This window comes from Cellvibrio sp. ATLC23 (assembly GCF_057196725.1).
On record NZ_JBXUOS010000004.1, the window covers coordinates 172,940 to 189,670 of the forward strand.

The following is a 16,731-nucleotide window of genomic DNA, read 5'->3' on the forward strand; positions in this document are numbered from 1 at the left end:
TACCATGAACTATCAATGGTTTGGTTTTATCGGTATGGCTCTGGTATTGAGTGGTTGCGGTGGCAGTGATTCAAAACCCAAAAACACGGCGTCTTCCAGCTCCATGGCGATGAGCAGCATGATGGCCGCTAGCCCAGCTCCCAGTAGCAGCGCAATGGCCAGCTCTAGTATGGCCGCCATGACAACACTGAGTTATTCAGTGAAGGTGACCAATCTCACCGCGGCGCAGCCTTTATCGCCATTGGCCTACACGCTACACAAAGCGGCGTTTAAGCCATTTACCATCGGCATGCCCGCCAGTTTGGGGGTTGAGATGATTGCTGAGTCTGGCGCGACAACAGATTACATTGCCGAAGCCAGTGCGAATACTGCCGTGATCATGGCCAATACCGCGAGTGGCATGACTATGCCAGGTGAATATAAAGAGTTCACACTCAATGCTATGGTGGCTATGGGCGAAGAAGACCAACTCTATTTCAGTGTGTTGAGTATGTTGGTGAATACCAATGATGCTTTAACCGGTTTAAATAGCATCGCGCTCAAACAACTGACCATAGGCCAAAGCTGGACCTTTGATGCGCTTAGTTATGATGCAGGCACTGAAAAAAATACCGAACTGCAAGCCAGTATTCCCGGCCCAGCAGCCGGGGGTGAGGGATTTAATGCCCAGCGCGATGACCTCGCCAATCAAGTCACCATGCACCCAGGTGTAATCACCCAAGACGATGGCAAAACAGATTCTGTTTTGACGCAAATTCACCGCTGGGATAACCCGGTTGCACGTATCACCATTACTCGTTTAGCACCTTAATGTGGCTGCACCTGAAGTTATTCATCATAACTTCAGGTGCTTTTGTCGTCACAGAACACTCTTTTTATCCTTCGCTGAAACAAACGCTGGCTTCGCGCATCTGTACCCGACACTTTCAGAGGATTGATTATGTTCGCGTCCAAGGTTACTGCACTGCACCCTACTCTGCTGCGCCGATTTTTAGTGGTAGAAGATGAAGCTGATTTGGGAAACTTGATCAAACTTTACTTGCAGGATTTTCATGCTGAGATTGTAGTGGTCGAGCGCGGTGATATAGGCCTGCACAAAGCATTAAATGAAAACTGGGATTTAATGATTCTGGATTTGCGTTTGCCCGGTATGGATGGTTTGGAAGTCTGCCGCGAGATGCGCAGCAAAGGTGTAGAACTGCCGCTGATTATGTTAACCGCGCGCTCAACCGAGTTGGATCGTGTACTGGGTTTGGAATTAGGTGCCGATGATTATTTAACAAAACCTTTCAGCTCCTTGGAGTTAGCTGCGCGCGTGCGCGCCTTGTTGCGCCGCAGTAGCCGCGCACAACAACCGGACACACAAGAGCCCAACTCGCTTCAAATCAATCAATTATTGCTGGATAAATTGCAGCGTCGCGTTTTACTCAGCGAAGTCGATATTGAATTAACCGCACGCGAGTTTGATTTGCTGTGGTTTTTTGCCAGCCATCCCGGCCGAGTATTTAATCGCAGCGAATTATTGGACAAGGTGTGGGGTTATGGCCACGAAGGCTATGAACACACAGTCAACAGCCACATTAATCGCCTGCGCGCTAAAATCGAACTCAATCCATCTGCACCAGAATATTTGCTCACCGTTTGGGGTGTGGGCTACAAATTTTGTGAGCATTGTTAATTATGAATCGTTTGGTTCCCAGTATGTTTTCTAATTTATGCGCGCGCTTGGCATTGTCGTTTGTTGCATTGTTTTTAGTGTTAGGCGTTGCATTTTTAGCGCTCACGAATTGGAGCAATAACCGCTACTATCAAGAAGTTACGCAAAATTTGAATCAAAGTTTGGCGATGTATATTGTGCAACGCGCGCCCTTAATTCAGGGCGGCACTGTCAATACAAACGCGATGACGGAGTTAGCCACATTGGTGATGACCGTCAACCCTATAGTGGAGGTGTATTTGCTCGATCCATCAGGCAAAGTGCTCACCCACACGCTGCCACCCGACACATCTATTCGCCCAGAAATTTCCGTTCAGCCGCTGCAACATTGGCTCAATAAATCCCAGCCATTTCCTATTTTGGGTGACAACCCCCGCGCCAATCAGGGTGAGCGGGTATTTTCCGTTTGGCCAGTAATGGATAACGAGCAGTTAGCTGGATATTTATATGTCATTCTCGGTGGACAAAACGTGCAGAGCTTGAGTGATTCATTGCGTGGCAGCTATATTTTGAAACAAAGCCTCACTGGGCTGGCTGTGATTTTGTTGTTTGCCATTATTAGTGCTCTGTTGATTTTTGCAGTGCTCACTAGTCCGTTGCGAAAACTCGCCCAGCAAATGAATGACTTTCAACAGCAGGAATTAAATTTACACCCATCTTCCACGCCAGAACCCGTTGCGGGTACGCGCGATGAAATTGTCTATTTAAGTTCGGCTTTTGCCGCCATGCGCACGCGCATTCGTGAACAAATGGAAAAGCTGCAAGAGACAGATCGCTTGCGGCGCGAACTTATCTCCAACGTCTCCCATGATCTGCGCACACCGCTCTCTTCTATGCAGGGTTATTTGGAAATGCTCACTCGTCCTTCTATTACTGTAGAAGAGCGCCAAACCTATATGGATATTGCTTTTAAACACTGCCGCCGCTTAACACAACTGGTAAAAGAGTTATTTGAATTGAGTAAGTTAGACGCTGGGCGCATAACGCCGCAGTTAGAAAATTTTTCTCTTGCCGAGCTCCTGCAAGATGTAACACAGAAGTATTCTCTGCCTGCACAACAAAAAAATATTTCGCTGACTACCCCCCAGACGAGCCAGCTCTACATGGTTCATGCAGATATTGCATTGATCGAGCGTGTATTGGAAAACTTGATAGATAACGCGTTGCGCTATACTCCAGAAAACGGTAGCGTAGAGCTAACCCTGACTCACAAATCCAGTAGCGTAGAAATAGGTATACAAGACACCGGTATTGGTTTGGCGGATGAAGACATTCCACATATTTTTGAACGCTATTACTGCGCACAGAAACCCACTGAGTTTCATCAACAAAGTACCGGTTTAGGTTTGGCGATAGTGAAACGAATTTTAGAGCTGCACGGCAGTGTTATTTGCGTAGATTCGAAACGGCGCCAAGGAACACTTTTTAAGTTCCCCTTGCCACTCGCGCGCCCAAACAAATTACAATCTGAACAGGCAGCTTGATAACTTAATCGCATCTATACATTTCACTGAAGACTTAAGGAGGCTATATGAAAATGTCACTTCAAACTTCAAATGAGCTACTTTACTACTTGGCTGTTGGGGCGCTTATTGTTATCGCCATGAAAGGTTTTTTTGGCTAATACTCGGTTATCCAAACCCAGTGGATTAAACCGTCACTAGTACCTTATCAAGTTCTGAAATAAAAAAAGGCAGATGGTTAGTCTGCCTTTTAGAATTTTTTGCGCTTAAACCTTACAAACTCAATTCGCGATTACTCGCCTTAATAAATTCCTTCTTCAAATCTTCGTAAGTGTGAACCGCCGGAAATTGTGGAAATTGTTCGATCACATTTTGCGGTGCGTGGAACAGGATGCCCTGATCTGCTTCGCCCAGCATGGTGGTGTCGTTGTAAGAATCACCTGCGGCGATTACACGGTAATACAGAGTTTTCAACGCCAATACTGATTGACGTTTTGGATCGCGCTGACGCAAGGTGTAACCCGCAACCATACCGCGCTCGTCGATATTCAAACGGTGACACAACAGGGTTGGGAAACCCAGTTGACGCATTAGCGGTTGCGAGAATTCATAAAAAGTGTCTGACAGAATGATCACTTGAAAACGCTCGCGCAGCCAATCTACAAATTCAACCGCGCCGTCGAGTGGCTTGAGGGTGGCGATCACATCCTGAATTTCTTTCAAGCCCAGTTTGTGCTCTTCCAAAATACGCAGACGCTGCTTCATTAATACATCGTAATCGGGGATGTCGCGGGTGGTGGCTTTAAGTTCTTCAATACCCGTTGCCTTGGCAAATTCAATCCAAATCTCGGGGACCAATACACCTTCCAAATCAAGACATGCTAATTCCACAACAACCTCCAAAGCGGTTAATAAATAGGCTAAAAAGCCGAAAAGAGTGGCGGCAATCTACCCGTTTTGACCTGCTAAAGCAAACCCAAGCAGGGCGTATTACTTGGGCTGAAGCGCCCTGCTCTGGTATCCTGCGCGCCAAACAAAAAAAGTACCTATTACAGAATCGCCGTGAGTAGCTGCCATGACTGAAAATCAGATTAATCTTGTTGACCTTGAAGCAAAGCTGCAACAAGAAAGCCCGCAAAAAATTATCAAATATGCGCTGAGCCAATTCGACAATATCGCCATTTCATTTAGTGGCGCAGAAGATGTGGCACTAATCGAGATGGCCCATAACTATCGCCCGGATGTACCCGTATTTTGTTTAGACACTGGCCGCCTGCACGCGGAGACTTATCGTTTTATCGAAAAAGTACGCAAGCATTACGGCATTAAGATCGATGTAGTTTCACCGGATGGCGATGCCGTGCGCGCACTAGTGCAGGAAAAAGGCCTGTTCAGTTTTTATGAAGATGACCACAAAGAGTGCTGCGGTATTCGCAAAATTGAACCACTGCGTAAAAAGTTGCTCACAGTAGATGCCTGGATTACCGGCCAGCGCAAAGACCAAAGCCCTACTCGCGCGGAAATCCCCGTAATTCAGGACGATAAATTATTTGCTCGCCCCGGTGATAAGCTCACCAAGTTTAATCCGCTGGCGAACTGGTCATCTAAAGAAGTGTGGGATTACATCCGCATGTGCGAAGTACCCTACAACGAATTGCACGAACGCGGTTTTGTCTCCATCGGCTGCGAGCCCTGCACCCGACCAATTGCACCAGGGCAACACGAGCGCGAAGGCCGCTGGTGGTGGGAAGAAGCCACTAAAAAAGAGTGTGGTTTACACGCAGGTAATGTAGATTAAGTTTTAATCAAACGAAAAAAGACAGCCATGCCTATGCACCGTCACTGCCTTTTCATTTTATTGCTGAGTTGGATCATACCGCTGCAAGCTGTTGCAGGCGTGCTGCTCAATGCGCCCTGCCCAGACAGCAGTGCGATGAACCATACAGCGATGCAAATGAATGAAATGGTGATGACGGGCAACACGGCAGCAATGGACAAGATGCCCTGCTGCCCCGATAAGACCCCCAAGCAAGCCCCCTCGTGCAAAAACATGAATAGCTGCCACCTGTGCAAAACACCGGGGCAGATTTATCGTGTTGATGCATTAAGCTTTGCGACAAACCTCTCGTTAGCAGATGCCGTTATTCCACCGGCAGCCATGTTTAGCATGTTTAACCCTGCCAGTATTTGGCGCCCGCCCAGCACTACCTGAGTTCACACGATTCAACCTCGCCCGGTTCGATAGGGAGCTTCTGCGCTCTATTTACGCAGGCGAGAAAATATTGATCGTCGCTCAGGAGTTATTTTTGTGACTATTTTTTCTCTTCGCCAACTCACGCTTATTGCGCTGGGGATGCTGGCACTTGGCACACTTATCGGCGTTTTGCTCGGCACACATCAAGCGCCATCGCCCACCAGTATCGACACAACATCTTCAGATAAAACCGAACGCCAGATTCTGTATTGGTACGACCCTATGGTGCCCAATCAGCATTTTGATAAACCGGGAAAATCCCCGTTTATGGATATGGACTTGGTGCCCAAATATGCGGCGGCCAAGGCCGAGGGAGCGCACCAAGCGGCGGTTAGGATTAACCCGGCCCTGGTACAAAACCTGGGTATGCGCACGGCATTGGTGAAGCCTATTGCTGCCCAGCGCGAGTGGGATGTTACCGGCAAGCTGGCGTTCAACGAGCGCAATCAGGCGGTGATTCAACTGCGCGCTGGAGGCTTTGTGGCAAAAGTCTGGCCACTGGCGACGGGCGACACGGTAAGCGAAGGGCAACCCATTGCCACGCTTGAAGTGCCCGAATGGCTGGACGCGCAAAATGAACTGCTTGCGCAACCCCGTGAAAATCGCCGTTTATTACACACACTGCGCGAGCGCTTGCGCCTGTTGGGCATGCCCGATTCCTTGATCGCGCAGGCTGAAAAAACTCGCCTGCCAATCACACAAGTCACCATCAATGCGCCCATTAGCGGTGTGATCACCGAGTTATCGATAAAAACTGGAATGGCGTTAGCAAGCGGTGCCACTTTGGCGCGCATCAATAATATTGATAGTCTCTGGTTGGATGCCGCTGTTCCCGAAACACAAGTTGAAGGTTTGCTCGCCGGCGCCAGAGCTTGCTTTTTTGCCACCAACCCAGGGGCGCCCGTTCTGCACGGCAAGTTGGATTACCTGTTACCCACGGTCGATCAGATGTCTGGCACAGTAACCGCGAGGATTCTGCTGGACAATCCCTTAAACCAGCTCAGCCCTTCCAACCAGCTAAAGCCCGGCACCACCGGGCGCGTTTGGCTGCAAAGCCAAAACGAAGAGCAGGCACTGGCAGTACCCACCGAAGCGGTGATTCGCACCGGCAAAACCACCTTGGTCATGCTAGCCGAGTCGGACGGCGGATTTCGGCCAGTGCTGGTTCAAGCTGGCTATGAAGTAGGCAATCAAACGCTGATTCGCAGCGGCTTAAACGAGGGTGATAAGGTTGTCGCTAGCGGCCAGTTTTTGTTGGATTCAGAGGCATCGCTCTTGGGCATAACCGCCGAGAATCAGGAGATGAGCCCGGAGATGAGCCATGATTAAACAACTCATCTACTGGTCGGTGAACCATCGCATTCTGGTGTTATTTGCCTCCCTATTGCTGACCGGCTGGGGAATCTGGGCGATAAAAACCACACCGATTGATGCCCTGCCCGATTTGTCGGACACCCAAGTCATCATTCGCACAGCCTTTGCGGGGCAAGCGCCACAGCAGGTGGAAGATCAGGTGACCTACCCCATCGCCAGCAAAATGCTGTCGGTGCCCGGCGCCAAAACCGTGCGCGGTTATTCCATGTTTGGCGATAGTTTTGTGTACATCCTATTTGCCGATGGCACCGATGTTTACTGGGCGCGTTCGCGGGTACTGGAATACTTGAGCCAGATTCAAGCGCAGCTACCGGCCACCGCCAAACCCGCATTGGGGCCGGATGCCACTGGCGTGGGCTGGATCTTTCAATATGCACTGATCGATAAAACCGGCCAACATGACCTTGCCCAATTGCGCACTCTGCAAGATTGGTTTCTGCGTTTTGAGCTAGCCCCACTGCCAGATGTGGCCGAAGTTGCCACCCTTGGCGGTATGGTCAAGCAATACCAAATTCTGCTCGACCCCATTCGCTTGGCGGCACTTAAACTCAGCCACACCGATGTAATCACGGCGCTAGAACAAGCCAATCAAGCTACCGGCGGCGGTTTGCTGAGCGTTGGTGAGGCGGAGTTGATGGTGCGTTCGACGGGTTACTTGAAAACCCTGGAAGATTTTAAATCCATCCCGCTCAGCGTTATGGGCGGTATTCCCATCACCTTGGCCGATGTCGCACACATTCAGTTAGGGCCGGAACTGCGCCGTGGTTTGGCCGAGCTGGATGGCGAAGGTGAAGTGACCGGCGGCATAGTGATTATGCGTTCTGGCGGCAATGCACGCGCCACGATTAGTGCAGTTAAAACCAAACTGGAACAGCTCAAAAGCAGCCTGCCCGCTGGTGTCGAGTTGGTAACAACCTATGACCGAAGCCTCTTGATCGACCGCGCCGTCACTAACCTTAGCCATAAACTGATCGAAGAGTTTCTGGTAGTCGCACTGGTCTGCGCCCTATTTCTCTGGCACTTGCGCTCGTCGATGGTAGCGATCGTATCGCTGCCGCTGGGCGTTTTGATTGCGTTTGCGCTAATGCGCCAGCAAGGTATCACGGCCAATATTATGTCGCTGGGCGGGATCGCTATTGCTATAGGTGCGATGGTCGATGCCGCGATTGTGATGATCGAAAATGCCCATAAACATATCGAACGCTGGCAAGAGCAGCATCCGGACACCTTGCTTGCCGGTGAAAAACGCTGGCAAGTCATTACCCAAGCGGCAGCCGAAGTGGGGCCTGCGCTGTTTTTCTCGCTATTGATTGTCACCCTCTCGTTTATTCCGGTGTTTACGCTGGAGGCGCAAGAAGGCCGCTTATTTGGCCCGTTGGCGTTCACCAAAACCTACGCCATGGCCGCCGCTGCAGGGCTCTCAGTCACACTTATCCCGGTGTTAATGGGGTATTGGATTCGCGGCAAAATCCCCGCTGAACGGCAAAACCCACTTAATCGTTTACTGGTTAAAGTCTATCGCCCGGTACTGATTGGGGTGCTGCACAAGCCAAAAATCACCATGGCAATTGCGCTCGCGGTATTGCTCAGCACCGCTTGGCCGCTGTGGCATTTGGGTGGAGAATTTTTACCGCCACTGGATGAAGGCGACCTACTCTATATGCCCAGCGCCCTGCCGGGTTTAAGCACCCAACAGGCCAGCCAACTGCTGCAACAGACAGATCGTTTGATAAAAACCGTGCCGGAAGTCGCGCGAGTATTTGGCAAATCCGGCCGCAGCGATAGCGCAACCGACCCTGCCCCGCTGGAGATGTTTGAAACCACGATTCAATTTAAACCGCGCGACCAATGGCGGCCGGGCATGACCCCCAAGAAGCTGATGGCCGAATTGGATGAGCGGGTCAAAGTGCCCGGCTTGGCCAATATTTGGATACCGCCGATCCGCAACCGTATCGATATGCTCGCCACCGGCATTAAAAGCCCGATTGGGGTAAAGATCTCCGGCAATTCCCTCGCCGATATTGATGAGGCAGCACTGCAAATTGAGCAAATCGCCAAAACCGTACCCGGTGTTAGCTCGGCAGTAGCGGAACGTATTGCTGGCGGACGTTTTCTGGATATCGACTTTAACCGCGCTGAACTGGCGCGTTACGGGCTGAGCATGAGTCAGGCGCAATCGGTGGTGAGCAACTTGATTGGCGGCGAAAATGTGGGCGAGGTAATCGAAGGCCGCGCGCGTTTTCCCATCAACCTGCGCTACCCGCGGGATTGGCGCGCCAGTATCGGCGAGCTGCACAAGCTCCCCATCATCACACCCAATGGCCAGCAAATCAGCTTGAGTACAATCGCTAAGATTTCGGTAAGCGATGGCCCCAGCATGCTTAAAAGCGAAAATGCCCGGCTCACTGGGGTGGTGTATATCGATGTGCGCGAGCGTGACCTAAGCTCAACCGTCGCCGATTTACAGCGTGCGCTAGCGGAGCAAATCACGTTAAAACCCGGTGTCAGTATCAGCTATGCCGGTCAGTTTGAATTTATGCAGCGCGCTCAAGCACGGCTGCAGTGGATAGTTCCAGCAACACTCGCCATCTTACTGGCGTTGTTGTTTATGACCTTTTCGCGGATGGATGAAGCCTTGCTGATCATGGGCAGCCTGCCCTTTGCATTAACTGGCGGCGTGTGGATGCTGTATTTCCTGGATTTTCCGCTCTCGGTAGCAACCGCCGTGGGGTTTATCGCACTGGCCGGTGTTGCCGCTGAGTTCGGGGTGATTATGTTGCTTTACCTCAAGCAGGCGTGGCAGCAGCGTGTCGTTCAGGGCACTACCCAAAACGCGGATTTATTGGATGCAATTGAGGAGGGAGCCGTTTTGCGTATTCGCCCCAAGATGATGACGGTGACTGTAATTATTGCCGGCCTGTTACCCATCTTATTAGGCGAAGGCACAGGTTCAGAGATCATGAGCCGCATTGCCGCGCCGATGGTGGGCGGCATGATCACAGCGCCGTTGATGTCGCTATTGCTGCTGCCGGTGGGTTATCGCATGTTGAGAACGCGCACAGTAAATCGGCAGATTAATAGCACTAATAGCGTCGGTTAGGGATCAACTCCAGCTTGCCCGAATGACCTTCGGGCAACTGGCGAACTCGCTTGAAATTGGTAGACAATTTTTGATGGAAGCCGGATAAATACGCCAAGGTAGCATTGAGCACCACAATGAAATGCTCCAAATCGCTGACTTTTACCGGCACCATTTCCAGGCTATTAGAGTCAGATGTACGCATCAAACGCATAACCATACCCGCCTCGTTATCCACCTCTGGCACCCAATAAGAACGCACCCATTCGTTGCGTTGCTGTTCGCAGTTCAAACAGCGCTCCACCAGCGCGTCCAGCGTATGGTTTAAAGCGCCCAGCTCCACATCATGGTGCAACTCGCGAATCAACTCATACAGCGTGGAGACTTTTTGCTGAAAAGTCATGGGGCTCACCATGATTTCGCTTTGTGCTTCAGACGAATCCAAACTACACAGCACCAAGCTATCAACCCCCCGCTCCAAAGCGGTGAAGGAAACAACGATTTGCCCCAGGGCTTCATACAAACGGGTTTTATTAGACATGCATGTCATCCATCAATACCTCAGGTTCTCCAAGCCCAAAGCATTCATAGGATGCCAAGAGCCGAACACATTGGCATCTAAACACACGCGAACAAAACAAGGTATAACACGATATTACAGCGCGCCTGACACCCTCCGCTGAGCTTTCATTAAATCAGTGTTGTATGGATTGGTTTGGATTGTTGATGTCTGGTCTATTTCCCGCTAGCATATTTATTAAACTGATTATTTGTGCTGCATATATTTGGTAAACAGATATGAGATACACGCTACGCCAACTGGAAATTTTTGTCGCCATTGCTCGTACCGGCAATGTATCGCGCGCTGCCGACGAGGTTGCCCTGTCACAGTCCGCGGCCAGTACGGCTTTAGCGGAACTGGAGCGTCAATTCGACTGCCAATTGTTTGATCGCAACGGCAAGTTACTCAAACTCAATGCGCTGGGTAAAACCCTTTTACCGGTCGCGAGCAGCCTGCTCACCCAAGCACATGAAATTGAACAATTGTTGGCAGGAAAATCGGTTCTAGGTGATTTACGGGTGGGCGCCACCCTGACCATTGGCAATTATTTGGCGATCATGATTATCAGCGAATTTATGCAAAATCATTTGGATTGCCATATCGCGCTGCAAGTCAAAAATACCCAAGCCATTTTGCAGCAAGTCGCCGGTTATGATTTAGATGTCGGTTTAATTGAAGGCAGTTGCCATCACCCTGAATTACATGCCGAAACCTGGATTGAAGATGAGCTGGCAATTTTTTGCGCACCCAATCACCCACTCGCACAATCTGCCTCTATCACGCTGCCAGAATTATTAACGGCAAATTGGATTTTGCGTGAGCAAGGTTCAGGCACGCGCGAAACCTTTGATCAAGCATTGCGCCATCATTTACCGGAACTCAATATTCGCTTGGAACTGGAACACACCGAGGCAATTAAACACGCGGTAGAATCCGGTTTAGGCATTGGTTGCATTTCGCGTTTAGCGCTGCGCGATGCATTTAAACGCGGCAGTTTAGTGGAGATAAAAATGCCACAGCTGGATTTGCGTCGCCCATTTATGTTTGTGTGGCATAAAAACCGCTACCAAACGCCGGCGATGATTAGCTTTCTCGATTATTGCCGCACACTCACCGCCAATTTGCAGCGCAGCGATCAAATCCAGTTAACTTCTACTTTTACCGGCTGATGAGTTTGTTATGACCCAACGCGATCAAATGCAGTATGACGTAGTGATTGTTGGCGCTGGCCCAGCGGGACTTGCCGCAGCGATTCGCTTAAAACAATTAGCGCAAACAAACGCGCGCGAACTCAGCGTGTGCATATTGGAAAAAGGCGCCGAGGTAGGCGCACAGATTTTATCTGGCGCGGTAATTGACCCTATCGCGATGAATGAATTAATTCCTGACTGGAAAGCCAAAGGCGCACCGCTCACCACCGAAGTAAAACAAGATCAATTTTTATGGCTGACTGAATCCAACCATTACAAAATTCCTGCCCTATTCTTGCCGCCATTGATCAACAATCACGGCAACTATATCGTGAGTTTGGGACAAGTATGCCGTTGGTTAGCAACGCAAGCGGAAGAGTTAGGGGTAGATATATTTCCCGGCTTTAGCGGCAACGAAATTCTTTATGGCGATGACGGCAGCGTTAAAGGCATTATCACCGGCGATATGGGTATCGCGCGCGATGGCAGCCACAAAAATACTTTTTCTGCCGGCATTGAATTGCATGCGCGTTACACCTTAATCGCTGAAGGCACCCGCGGGTCACTGGCTAAATCGCTGGAGCAAAAATTTAATCTACGCACCAATGCCGAGCCGCAAAAATACGGTTTAGGCTTTAAAGAAATGTGGAGTATTGATCCAGTTTTACACAATGAAGGGGCGGTGCTGCATACACAAGGCTGGCCGCTAGATAATCACACCGGCGGCGGTGGATTTGTATATCACTTGGCCGATAACAAAATCGCCGTGGGTTTTGTAGTGCATTTGAATTATCGCAATCCTTATTTAAGTCCATTTGAAGAATTTCAGCGTTTTAAAACCCATCCTGCCATTAAACCGTTACTGCAAAATGCCAAACGGCTTTCTTATGGTGCACGCACCATTAACGAAGGCGGCGTACAGTCTCTGCCAGAATTAGTGTTCCCTGGTGGCGCGCTGATTGGCTGCTCGGCGGGTTTTGTAAATGTACCGAAAATTAAAGGCTCACATAACGCGATGAAATCCGGCATGCTCGCGGCAGAAACTGTTTTTGAAGCGCTAACTAACGGCAATAGTCCTGCACTGCTAACGCCTTATCCTGAAAAAATACGCAACTCCTGGTTGTGGAAAGATTTACACGCAGTGCGCAATATCAAACCTGCACTGTCTGCCTTTGGGAATATAGGAGGGACCTTGTATGGCGGATTGGATATGTGGCTGCATTCACTCGGCATCACCCTGCCCTGGACGCTAAACCATAAACACGCGGATCATGAAAGCTTGATTCCTGCCAAAGTAGCACAACCGATTCACTACCCTGCCCCCGACGGGAGAATCACCTTTGATCGTTTGGCATCCATTTATTTAGCCAATATCCAGCATGAAGAAGACCAGCCAGTTCATTTGCGGTTAACAGACAACGCTGTGCCAATTGCGACGAATCTCGCTGTTTATGCCGCACCGGAGCAACGCTATTGCCCAGCGGGTGTTTATGAAATTATCAAAACAGAAACTGCTGCGCGTTTGCAAATTAACGCCGCCAATTGCATTCACTGCAAAGCCTGCGACGTTAAAGATCCCACACAAAATATAACCTGGGTGCCACCACAAGGCGGTAGCGGCCCCTATTACGAATCTATGTAAGTGTTTATCGCGCGAGCGATTAAAATTCGCCCGCGTAACAGACCCCTGTGCCGCCCAGACCACAATAACCACCGGGGTTTTTGTGCAGATATTGTTGGTGATAGATCTCTGCGTAATAAAATTCACTGGCCGGTAAAATTTCTGTGGTTATTTCACCCAGATTGTTTTCATTCAGCGCCAACTGATAGGCCGCTTTTGTCTGCTCGGCCAGCGCACGTTGCGTTTCATTAAAATAATAAATACCTGAGCGATACTGTGTTCCCCGATCATTGCCTTGGCGCATTCCCTGTGTTGGATTATGGGATTCCCAAAATACTTTTAATAAAGTACCGAGTGAAATCTTACTAGGGTCGAAGACCACCAACACCACCTCATTGTGACCTGTTAATCCCGAGCACACTTCTTCATAGGTCGGATTGGGGGTATAACCTGCCGAGTAACCAACCGCTGTGGTGTACACACCCGGCTGCTGCCAAAATTTTCGCTCAGCACCCCAAAAACACCCCAAGCCAAATACAATCGATTCAAATCCTTCGGGAAATGGCGGTTTGATCGGTGCATTGTAAATTGCATGCTGATTTTCCACTCGCATTGCATCGCTGCGCCCTCTTAGCGCCTGCTCGCGGGTGGGCATTTGCAGTTTTGTTGATGAAAAAATCATACACAACTCCTGTGAAAATACTGTACGCAATAATGAAGATAATAAGCTCACAAACAAAAACGGTGCCCTTAGGCACCGTGTGTTTATAGCTGTTTAAAACCAGCGGCTTATATTGAGCCGCTCCCACCAGGTCATCAGCAATCTATCAACTGCCGCCTGTGCCGCGAAGCCCAATTTTTCGGGCAGGGTTTTCTTGTGGGTAAATTCTACTTCGTAAATATCGGCGTGCTCTGCTTGCGCAAAAAGATATTCATCGCTGGTTTGCAACTCATCAATCAAATTCACATCTTTTGCGCGCAAACCAAACCAGACCTCACCGGTAGCAACTTTCACTACATCGACTTGTGGGCGGTGCGAGCTAACAAATTCCTTGAACAGTACGTGGGTATCTTCCAGCTCTTCAACAAACTTGGCGCGGCCTTTTTCGGTATTTTCGCCAAACATAGTCACCGTGCGCTTGTACTCACCGGCGGTAAACATTTCATAATCAATATCGTTTTTCTTGAGTATTTTATGAAAGTTAGGCAGCTGGGCCACTACACCTATTGAACCGAGAATCGCAAACGGAGCTGCTACAATTTTGTTCGCTACACAGGCCATCATATAGCCGCCGCTAGCTGCGACTTTATCGACACACACTGTCAGCGGGATGTTTTTGCTGGTGATGCGCGCCAGTTGGCTCGATGCCAAACCATAACTATGTACCATGCCACCGCCACTTTCTACTTTCACTACGACCTCATCGGTCGGTTTGGCCAGTGTTAACACGGTGCTGATTTCTTCGCGTAAATTTTCAACTTCAGACGCTTTGATATCGCCATAAAAATCCAATACAAAAACCCGCTTTTTAACAGAGGTTTCTGCTTCGGCAGACTCATCAGTTTTGACTTTGGCGGATTCTTTTGCGGCTTTTTTCTTTTGTGCTTTTTCTTCTTTTAAACGTTTCTTTTCAGCTTTTTCAAATTCTTTGTATTCATCGTCGTCGAGCATGGCGTCGCGCAGAGAATCGCGAAGGTGCTCAAACTTTTCGTTAAGCTTGGTCACCTCAATGTGGCCCTTATCCGACTTTTTATTGCGCCCGCCCATAGACACCGCAAGCGTAATAATGACCCCAACAGCCACCACAAAGGTAACTGTTTTGGCGAGAAATAAACCGTAATCTGTTAAAAATTCCAATGGGTAAACTCCGAACTACTTTTAAATGAAATTAAATAAATTGAATATCGATGAGATTAAAAAAACTCGGCCACAGCTTCTCTCGCAACTTGGTTGATGGGGCGCGCAACCAAACCGGTATTAGACAAGCTGATTTCAAACAAGGCGCCATCCTTCATCGGTAAATAGGTGGCTGAGCCGTAAACAGCGTCCACTACCGGCACCCATTGCGGATTTGAGTGAAAAATTCTCCAGACATCTACGCCATATAAACTGTTATGCACTGTATAAGCCGTGCGCTTGGCAGTGGTTTCTTGTTCAATGTCGTAATACCGACCACTCAGACGCTCCAAGCGGAACGCAGGTTTAAGACCGAAGCTGGCGAGATAACCTTGCCACTTCACTATGCGAGCATCTAATTGCCATTGATCGCCGCGCAGCTCTACTCGCTGCTCTTTGCCATCTTTATCGGAGAGCACCGCAAAATAGTGCTGATCTTCAATCTTGTCAAAATTAATCGTGGCGACCACTTGTTCCTGCAGTACCTGTTTGTAGCTATAAACATCGTAAGCGGTGAGTGCCACCAATGCGGCAGCGGCGAATAGAGCCAAGCCAAAAATACCGCGACAAAAACCAGCAAACCAAGAGCTCTTCCAGAGCACAGTCACCGATTTATACGCAATATAGGCCGCAATAAGGCCAATAAAAATCGTCAGTAAGGTAAAAATCATACATGTCCTACCTGGGTTATCAGCTTGTTATTGTCGATGGTGAAGATGAATCTGACGCAAGTGTTCGATGTGATGCGCAATCAATTGCCCCGCTACACTAGCCGGTGCTGGCGTCTGAGGCAACTGATCGTAACGGAACCATTTCGCATCCACAATTTCCATTGGGTCGATTTGAATCTCGCCAGATTCGTATTCTGCAAAAAAGCCCAGCATTAACTGCCCGGGAAACGGCCAAGGCTGACTGCGGAAGTACTCCAACTTACCCACTTTAATCCCTACCTCTTCAATAACTTCGCGCCGCACGCAGTCCTCCACACTTTCACCCGCCTCCACAAATCCAGCCAGAGTTGAGTACATCACCCGTGTTGCACGTTGATGATGAGCGAGCAAAATTTCTTCGCCACGCCTGACAAGCACAATCATACAGGGCGATATACGCGGATAAAAACGCAGCTCACAGTGGGTACAGATTTTAGCCCGGTCGATATGGTCCTGATGGGTTTCCTGCCCGCAGCGGCCGCAAAAGCGATGATCGTAAAACCATTGCGCGACTTGCAGTGCCCGCCCAGCTAACTGAAATACATCAACCGAAACGATTTCTAACTGTGAACGCAGTCCGAGCCATTGGTATTGAATGGGCACCGCACCGCACTTCACTACCCGAACCCATAGATCCTCACCATTAAGCACACCTAAGTAATGCTCGCTGGTGATAGGCAAACCAAGCTCTAACGGATGGAATTCTGTAGCGAGCAATACATGCCCGTCGCTATCACACAACAATTGATCACAGCGATAGCTAGGCGATGCGGCAACTATAATAAAACGCCGGTTGCGAGAGGCAACCGGCGCTACAGAGGAGGAATGAAACTCAAATGAAGCAAGATCAAAGCGAAAAGACAT

15 protein-coding genes are annotated in these 16,731 nt (G+C 49.4%); 9 read left to right on the plus strand and 6 right to left on the minus strand.

The annotated features are described in order from the left end of the window. Positions 1–4 precede the first annotated feature (4 nt). The 3 genes from AC2CG4_RS08485 (at position 5) to AC2CG4_RS08495 (ending at position 3,201) form a co-directional block, all read left to right on the plus strand. Entirely contained in the window at positions 5–811 is an 807-nt protein-coding gene (locus tag AC2CG4_RS08485; protein WP_484485845.1) for a spondin domain-containing protein, read from the plus strand. A gap of 129 nt (positions 812–940) precedes the next feature. Beyond that, positions 941–1,678: a response regulator transcription factor gene (locus tag AC2CG4_RS08490; protein ID WP_484485846.1), complete on the plus strand. Its 738-nt coding sequence runs from the start codon at positions 941–943 to the stop codon at positions 1,676–1,678. 2 nt (positions 1,679–1,680) lie between these two features. Then, on the plus strand, positions 1,681–3,201 hold the full coding sequence (locus tag AC2CG4_RS08495) for a sensor histidine kinase (protein ID WP_484485847.1): 1,521 nt from the start codon (positions 1,681–1,683) through the stop codon (positions 3,199–3,201). Positions 3,202–3,453: 252 nt separating this feature from the next. On the opposite strand, the gene thrH is transcribed toward AC2CG4_RS08495, so the two are convergent. Further along, positions 3,454–4,071 carry a bifunctional phosphoserine phosphatase/homoserine phosphotransferase ThrH gene (gene thrH, locus AC2CG4_RS08500; protein WP_062065707.1) on the minus strand — a complete coding sequence of 206 codons (618 nt, stop codon included), beginning with the start codon at positions 4,069–4,071 and terminating at the stop codon, positions 3,454–3,456. 184 nt (positions 4,072–4,255) lie between these two features. Between thrH and AC2CG4_RS08505 the strand changes: the two genes are divergently transcribed. From AC2CG4_RS08505 to AC2CG4_RS08520, 4 genes are all read left to right on the plus strand, one after another. After that, on the plus strand, positions 4,256–4,978 hold the full coding sequence (locus AC2CG4_RS08505; protein ID WP_062065705.1) for a phosphoadenylyl-sulfate reductase: 723 nt from the start codon (positions 4,256–4,258) through the stop codon (positions 4,976–4,978). Positions 4,979–5,005: 27 nt separating this feature from the next. Continuing rightward, positions 5,006–5,392 carry a hypothetical protein gene (locus AC2CG4_RS08510; protein WP_484485848.1) on the plus strand — a complete coding sequence of 129 codons (387 nt, stop codon included), beginning with the start codon at positions 5,006–5,008 and terminating at the stop codon, positions 5,390–5,392. 96 nt (positions 5,393–5,488) lie between these two features. Then, positions 5,489–6,763 (plus strand): efflux RND transporter periplasmic adaptor subunit, encoded by a 1,275-nt coding sequence (locus AC2CG4_RS08515; protein ID WP_484485849.1) that lies wholly within the window; start codon positions 5,489–5,491, stop codon positions 6,761–6,763. Beyond that, complete coding sequence (locus AC2CG4_RS08520) at positions 6,756–9,908, plus strand: efflux RND transporter permease subunit (protein ID WP_484485850.1); 3,153 nt, start codon at positions 6,756–6,758, stop codon at positions 9,906–9,908. The genes AC2CG4_RS08515 and AC2CG4_RS08520 overlap by 8 nt, the downstream gene beginning before the upstream one ends. Here the strand turns inward: AC2CG4_RS08520 and AC2CG4_RS08525 are convergent. Next, positions 9,892–10,428 carry a hypothetical protein gene (locus AC2CG4_RS08525; RefSeq protein WP_484485851.1) on the minus strand — a complete coding sequence of 179 codons (537 nt, stop codon included), beginning with the start codon at positions 10,426–10,428 and terminating at the stop codon, positions 9,892–9,894. The two genes, AC2CG4_RS08520 and AC2CG4_RS08525, sit on opposite strands and share 17 nt — an antisense overlap. Positions 10,429–10,685: 257 nt before the next feature. Between AC2CG4_RS08525 and AC2CG4_RS08530 the strand changes: the two genes are divergently transcribed. Then, positions 10,686–11,618, plus strand: coding sequence for a LysR family transcriptional regulator (locus AC2CG4_RS08530; protein ID WP_484485852.1), 933 nt, complete (start codon positions 10,686–10,688; stop codon positions 11,616–11,618). 10 nt (positions 11,619–11,628) lie between these two features. Continuing rightward, positions 11,629–13,281, plus strand: coding sequence for an electron transfer flavoprotein-ubiquinone oxidoreductase (locus AC2CG4_RS08535; RefSeq protein ID WP_484485853.1), 1,653 nt, complete (start codon positions 11,629–11,631; stop codon positions 13,279–13,281). Between the two features lie 19 nt (positions 13,282–13,300). Here AC2CG4_RS08535 and msrA read toward each other — a convergent pair whose 3' ends face one another. The 4 genes from msrA to nudC form a co-directional block, all read right to left on the minus strand. Beyond that, complete coding sequence (msrA, locus tag AC2CG4_RS08540) at positions 13,301–13,942, minus strand: peptide-methionine (S)-S-oxide reductase MsrA (protein WP_484485854.1); 642 nt, start codon at positions 13,940–13,942, stop codon at positions 13,301–13,303. A gap of 93 nt (positions 13,943–14,035) precedes the next feature. Continuing rightward, positions 14,036–15,118 (minus strand): protease SohB, encoded by a 1,083-nt coding sequence (sohB, locus tag AC2CG4_RS08545; protein ID WP_484485855.1) that lies wholly within the window; start codon positions 15,116–15,118, stop codon positions 14,036–14,038. Positions 15,119–15,174: 56 nt separating this feature from the next. After that, a complete protein-coding gene (locus AC2CG4_RS08550) occupies positions 15,175–15,828 on the minus strand; it encodes a cation/multidrug efflux pump (protein ID WP_484485856.1) in 654 nt (217 codons plus the stop codon). Positions 15,829–15,855: 27 nt separating this feature from the next. After that, positions 15,856–16,731, minus strand: a complete 876-nt coding sequence (gene nudC, locus AC2CG4_RS08555; RefSeq protein WP_484485857.1) for an NAD(+) diphosphatase — start codon at positions 16,729–16,731, stop codon at positions 15,856–15,858.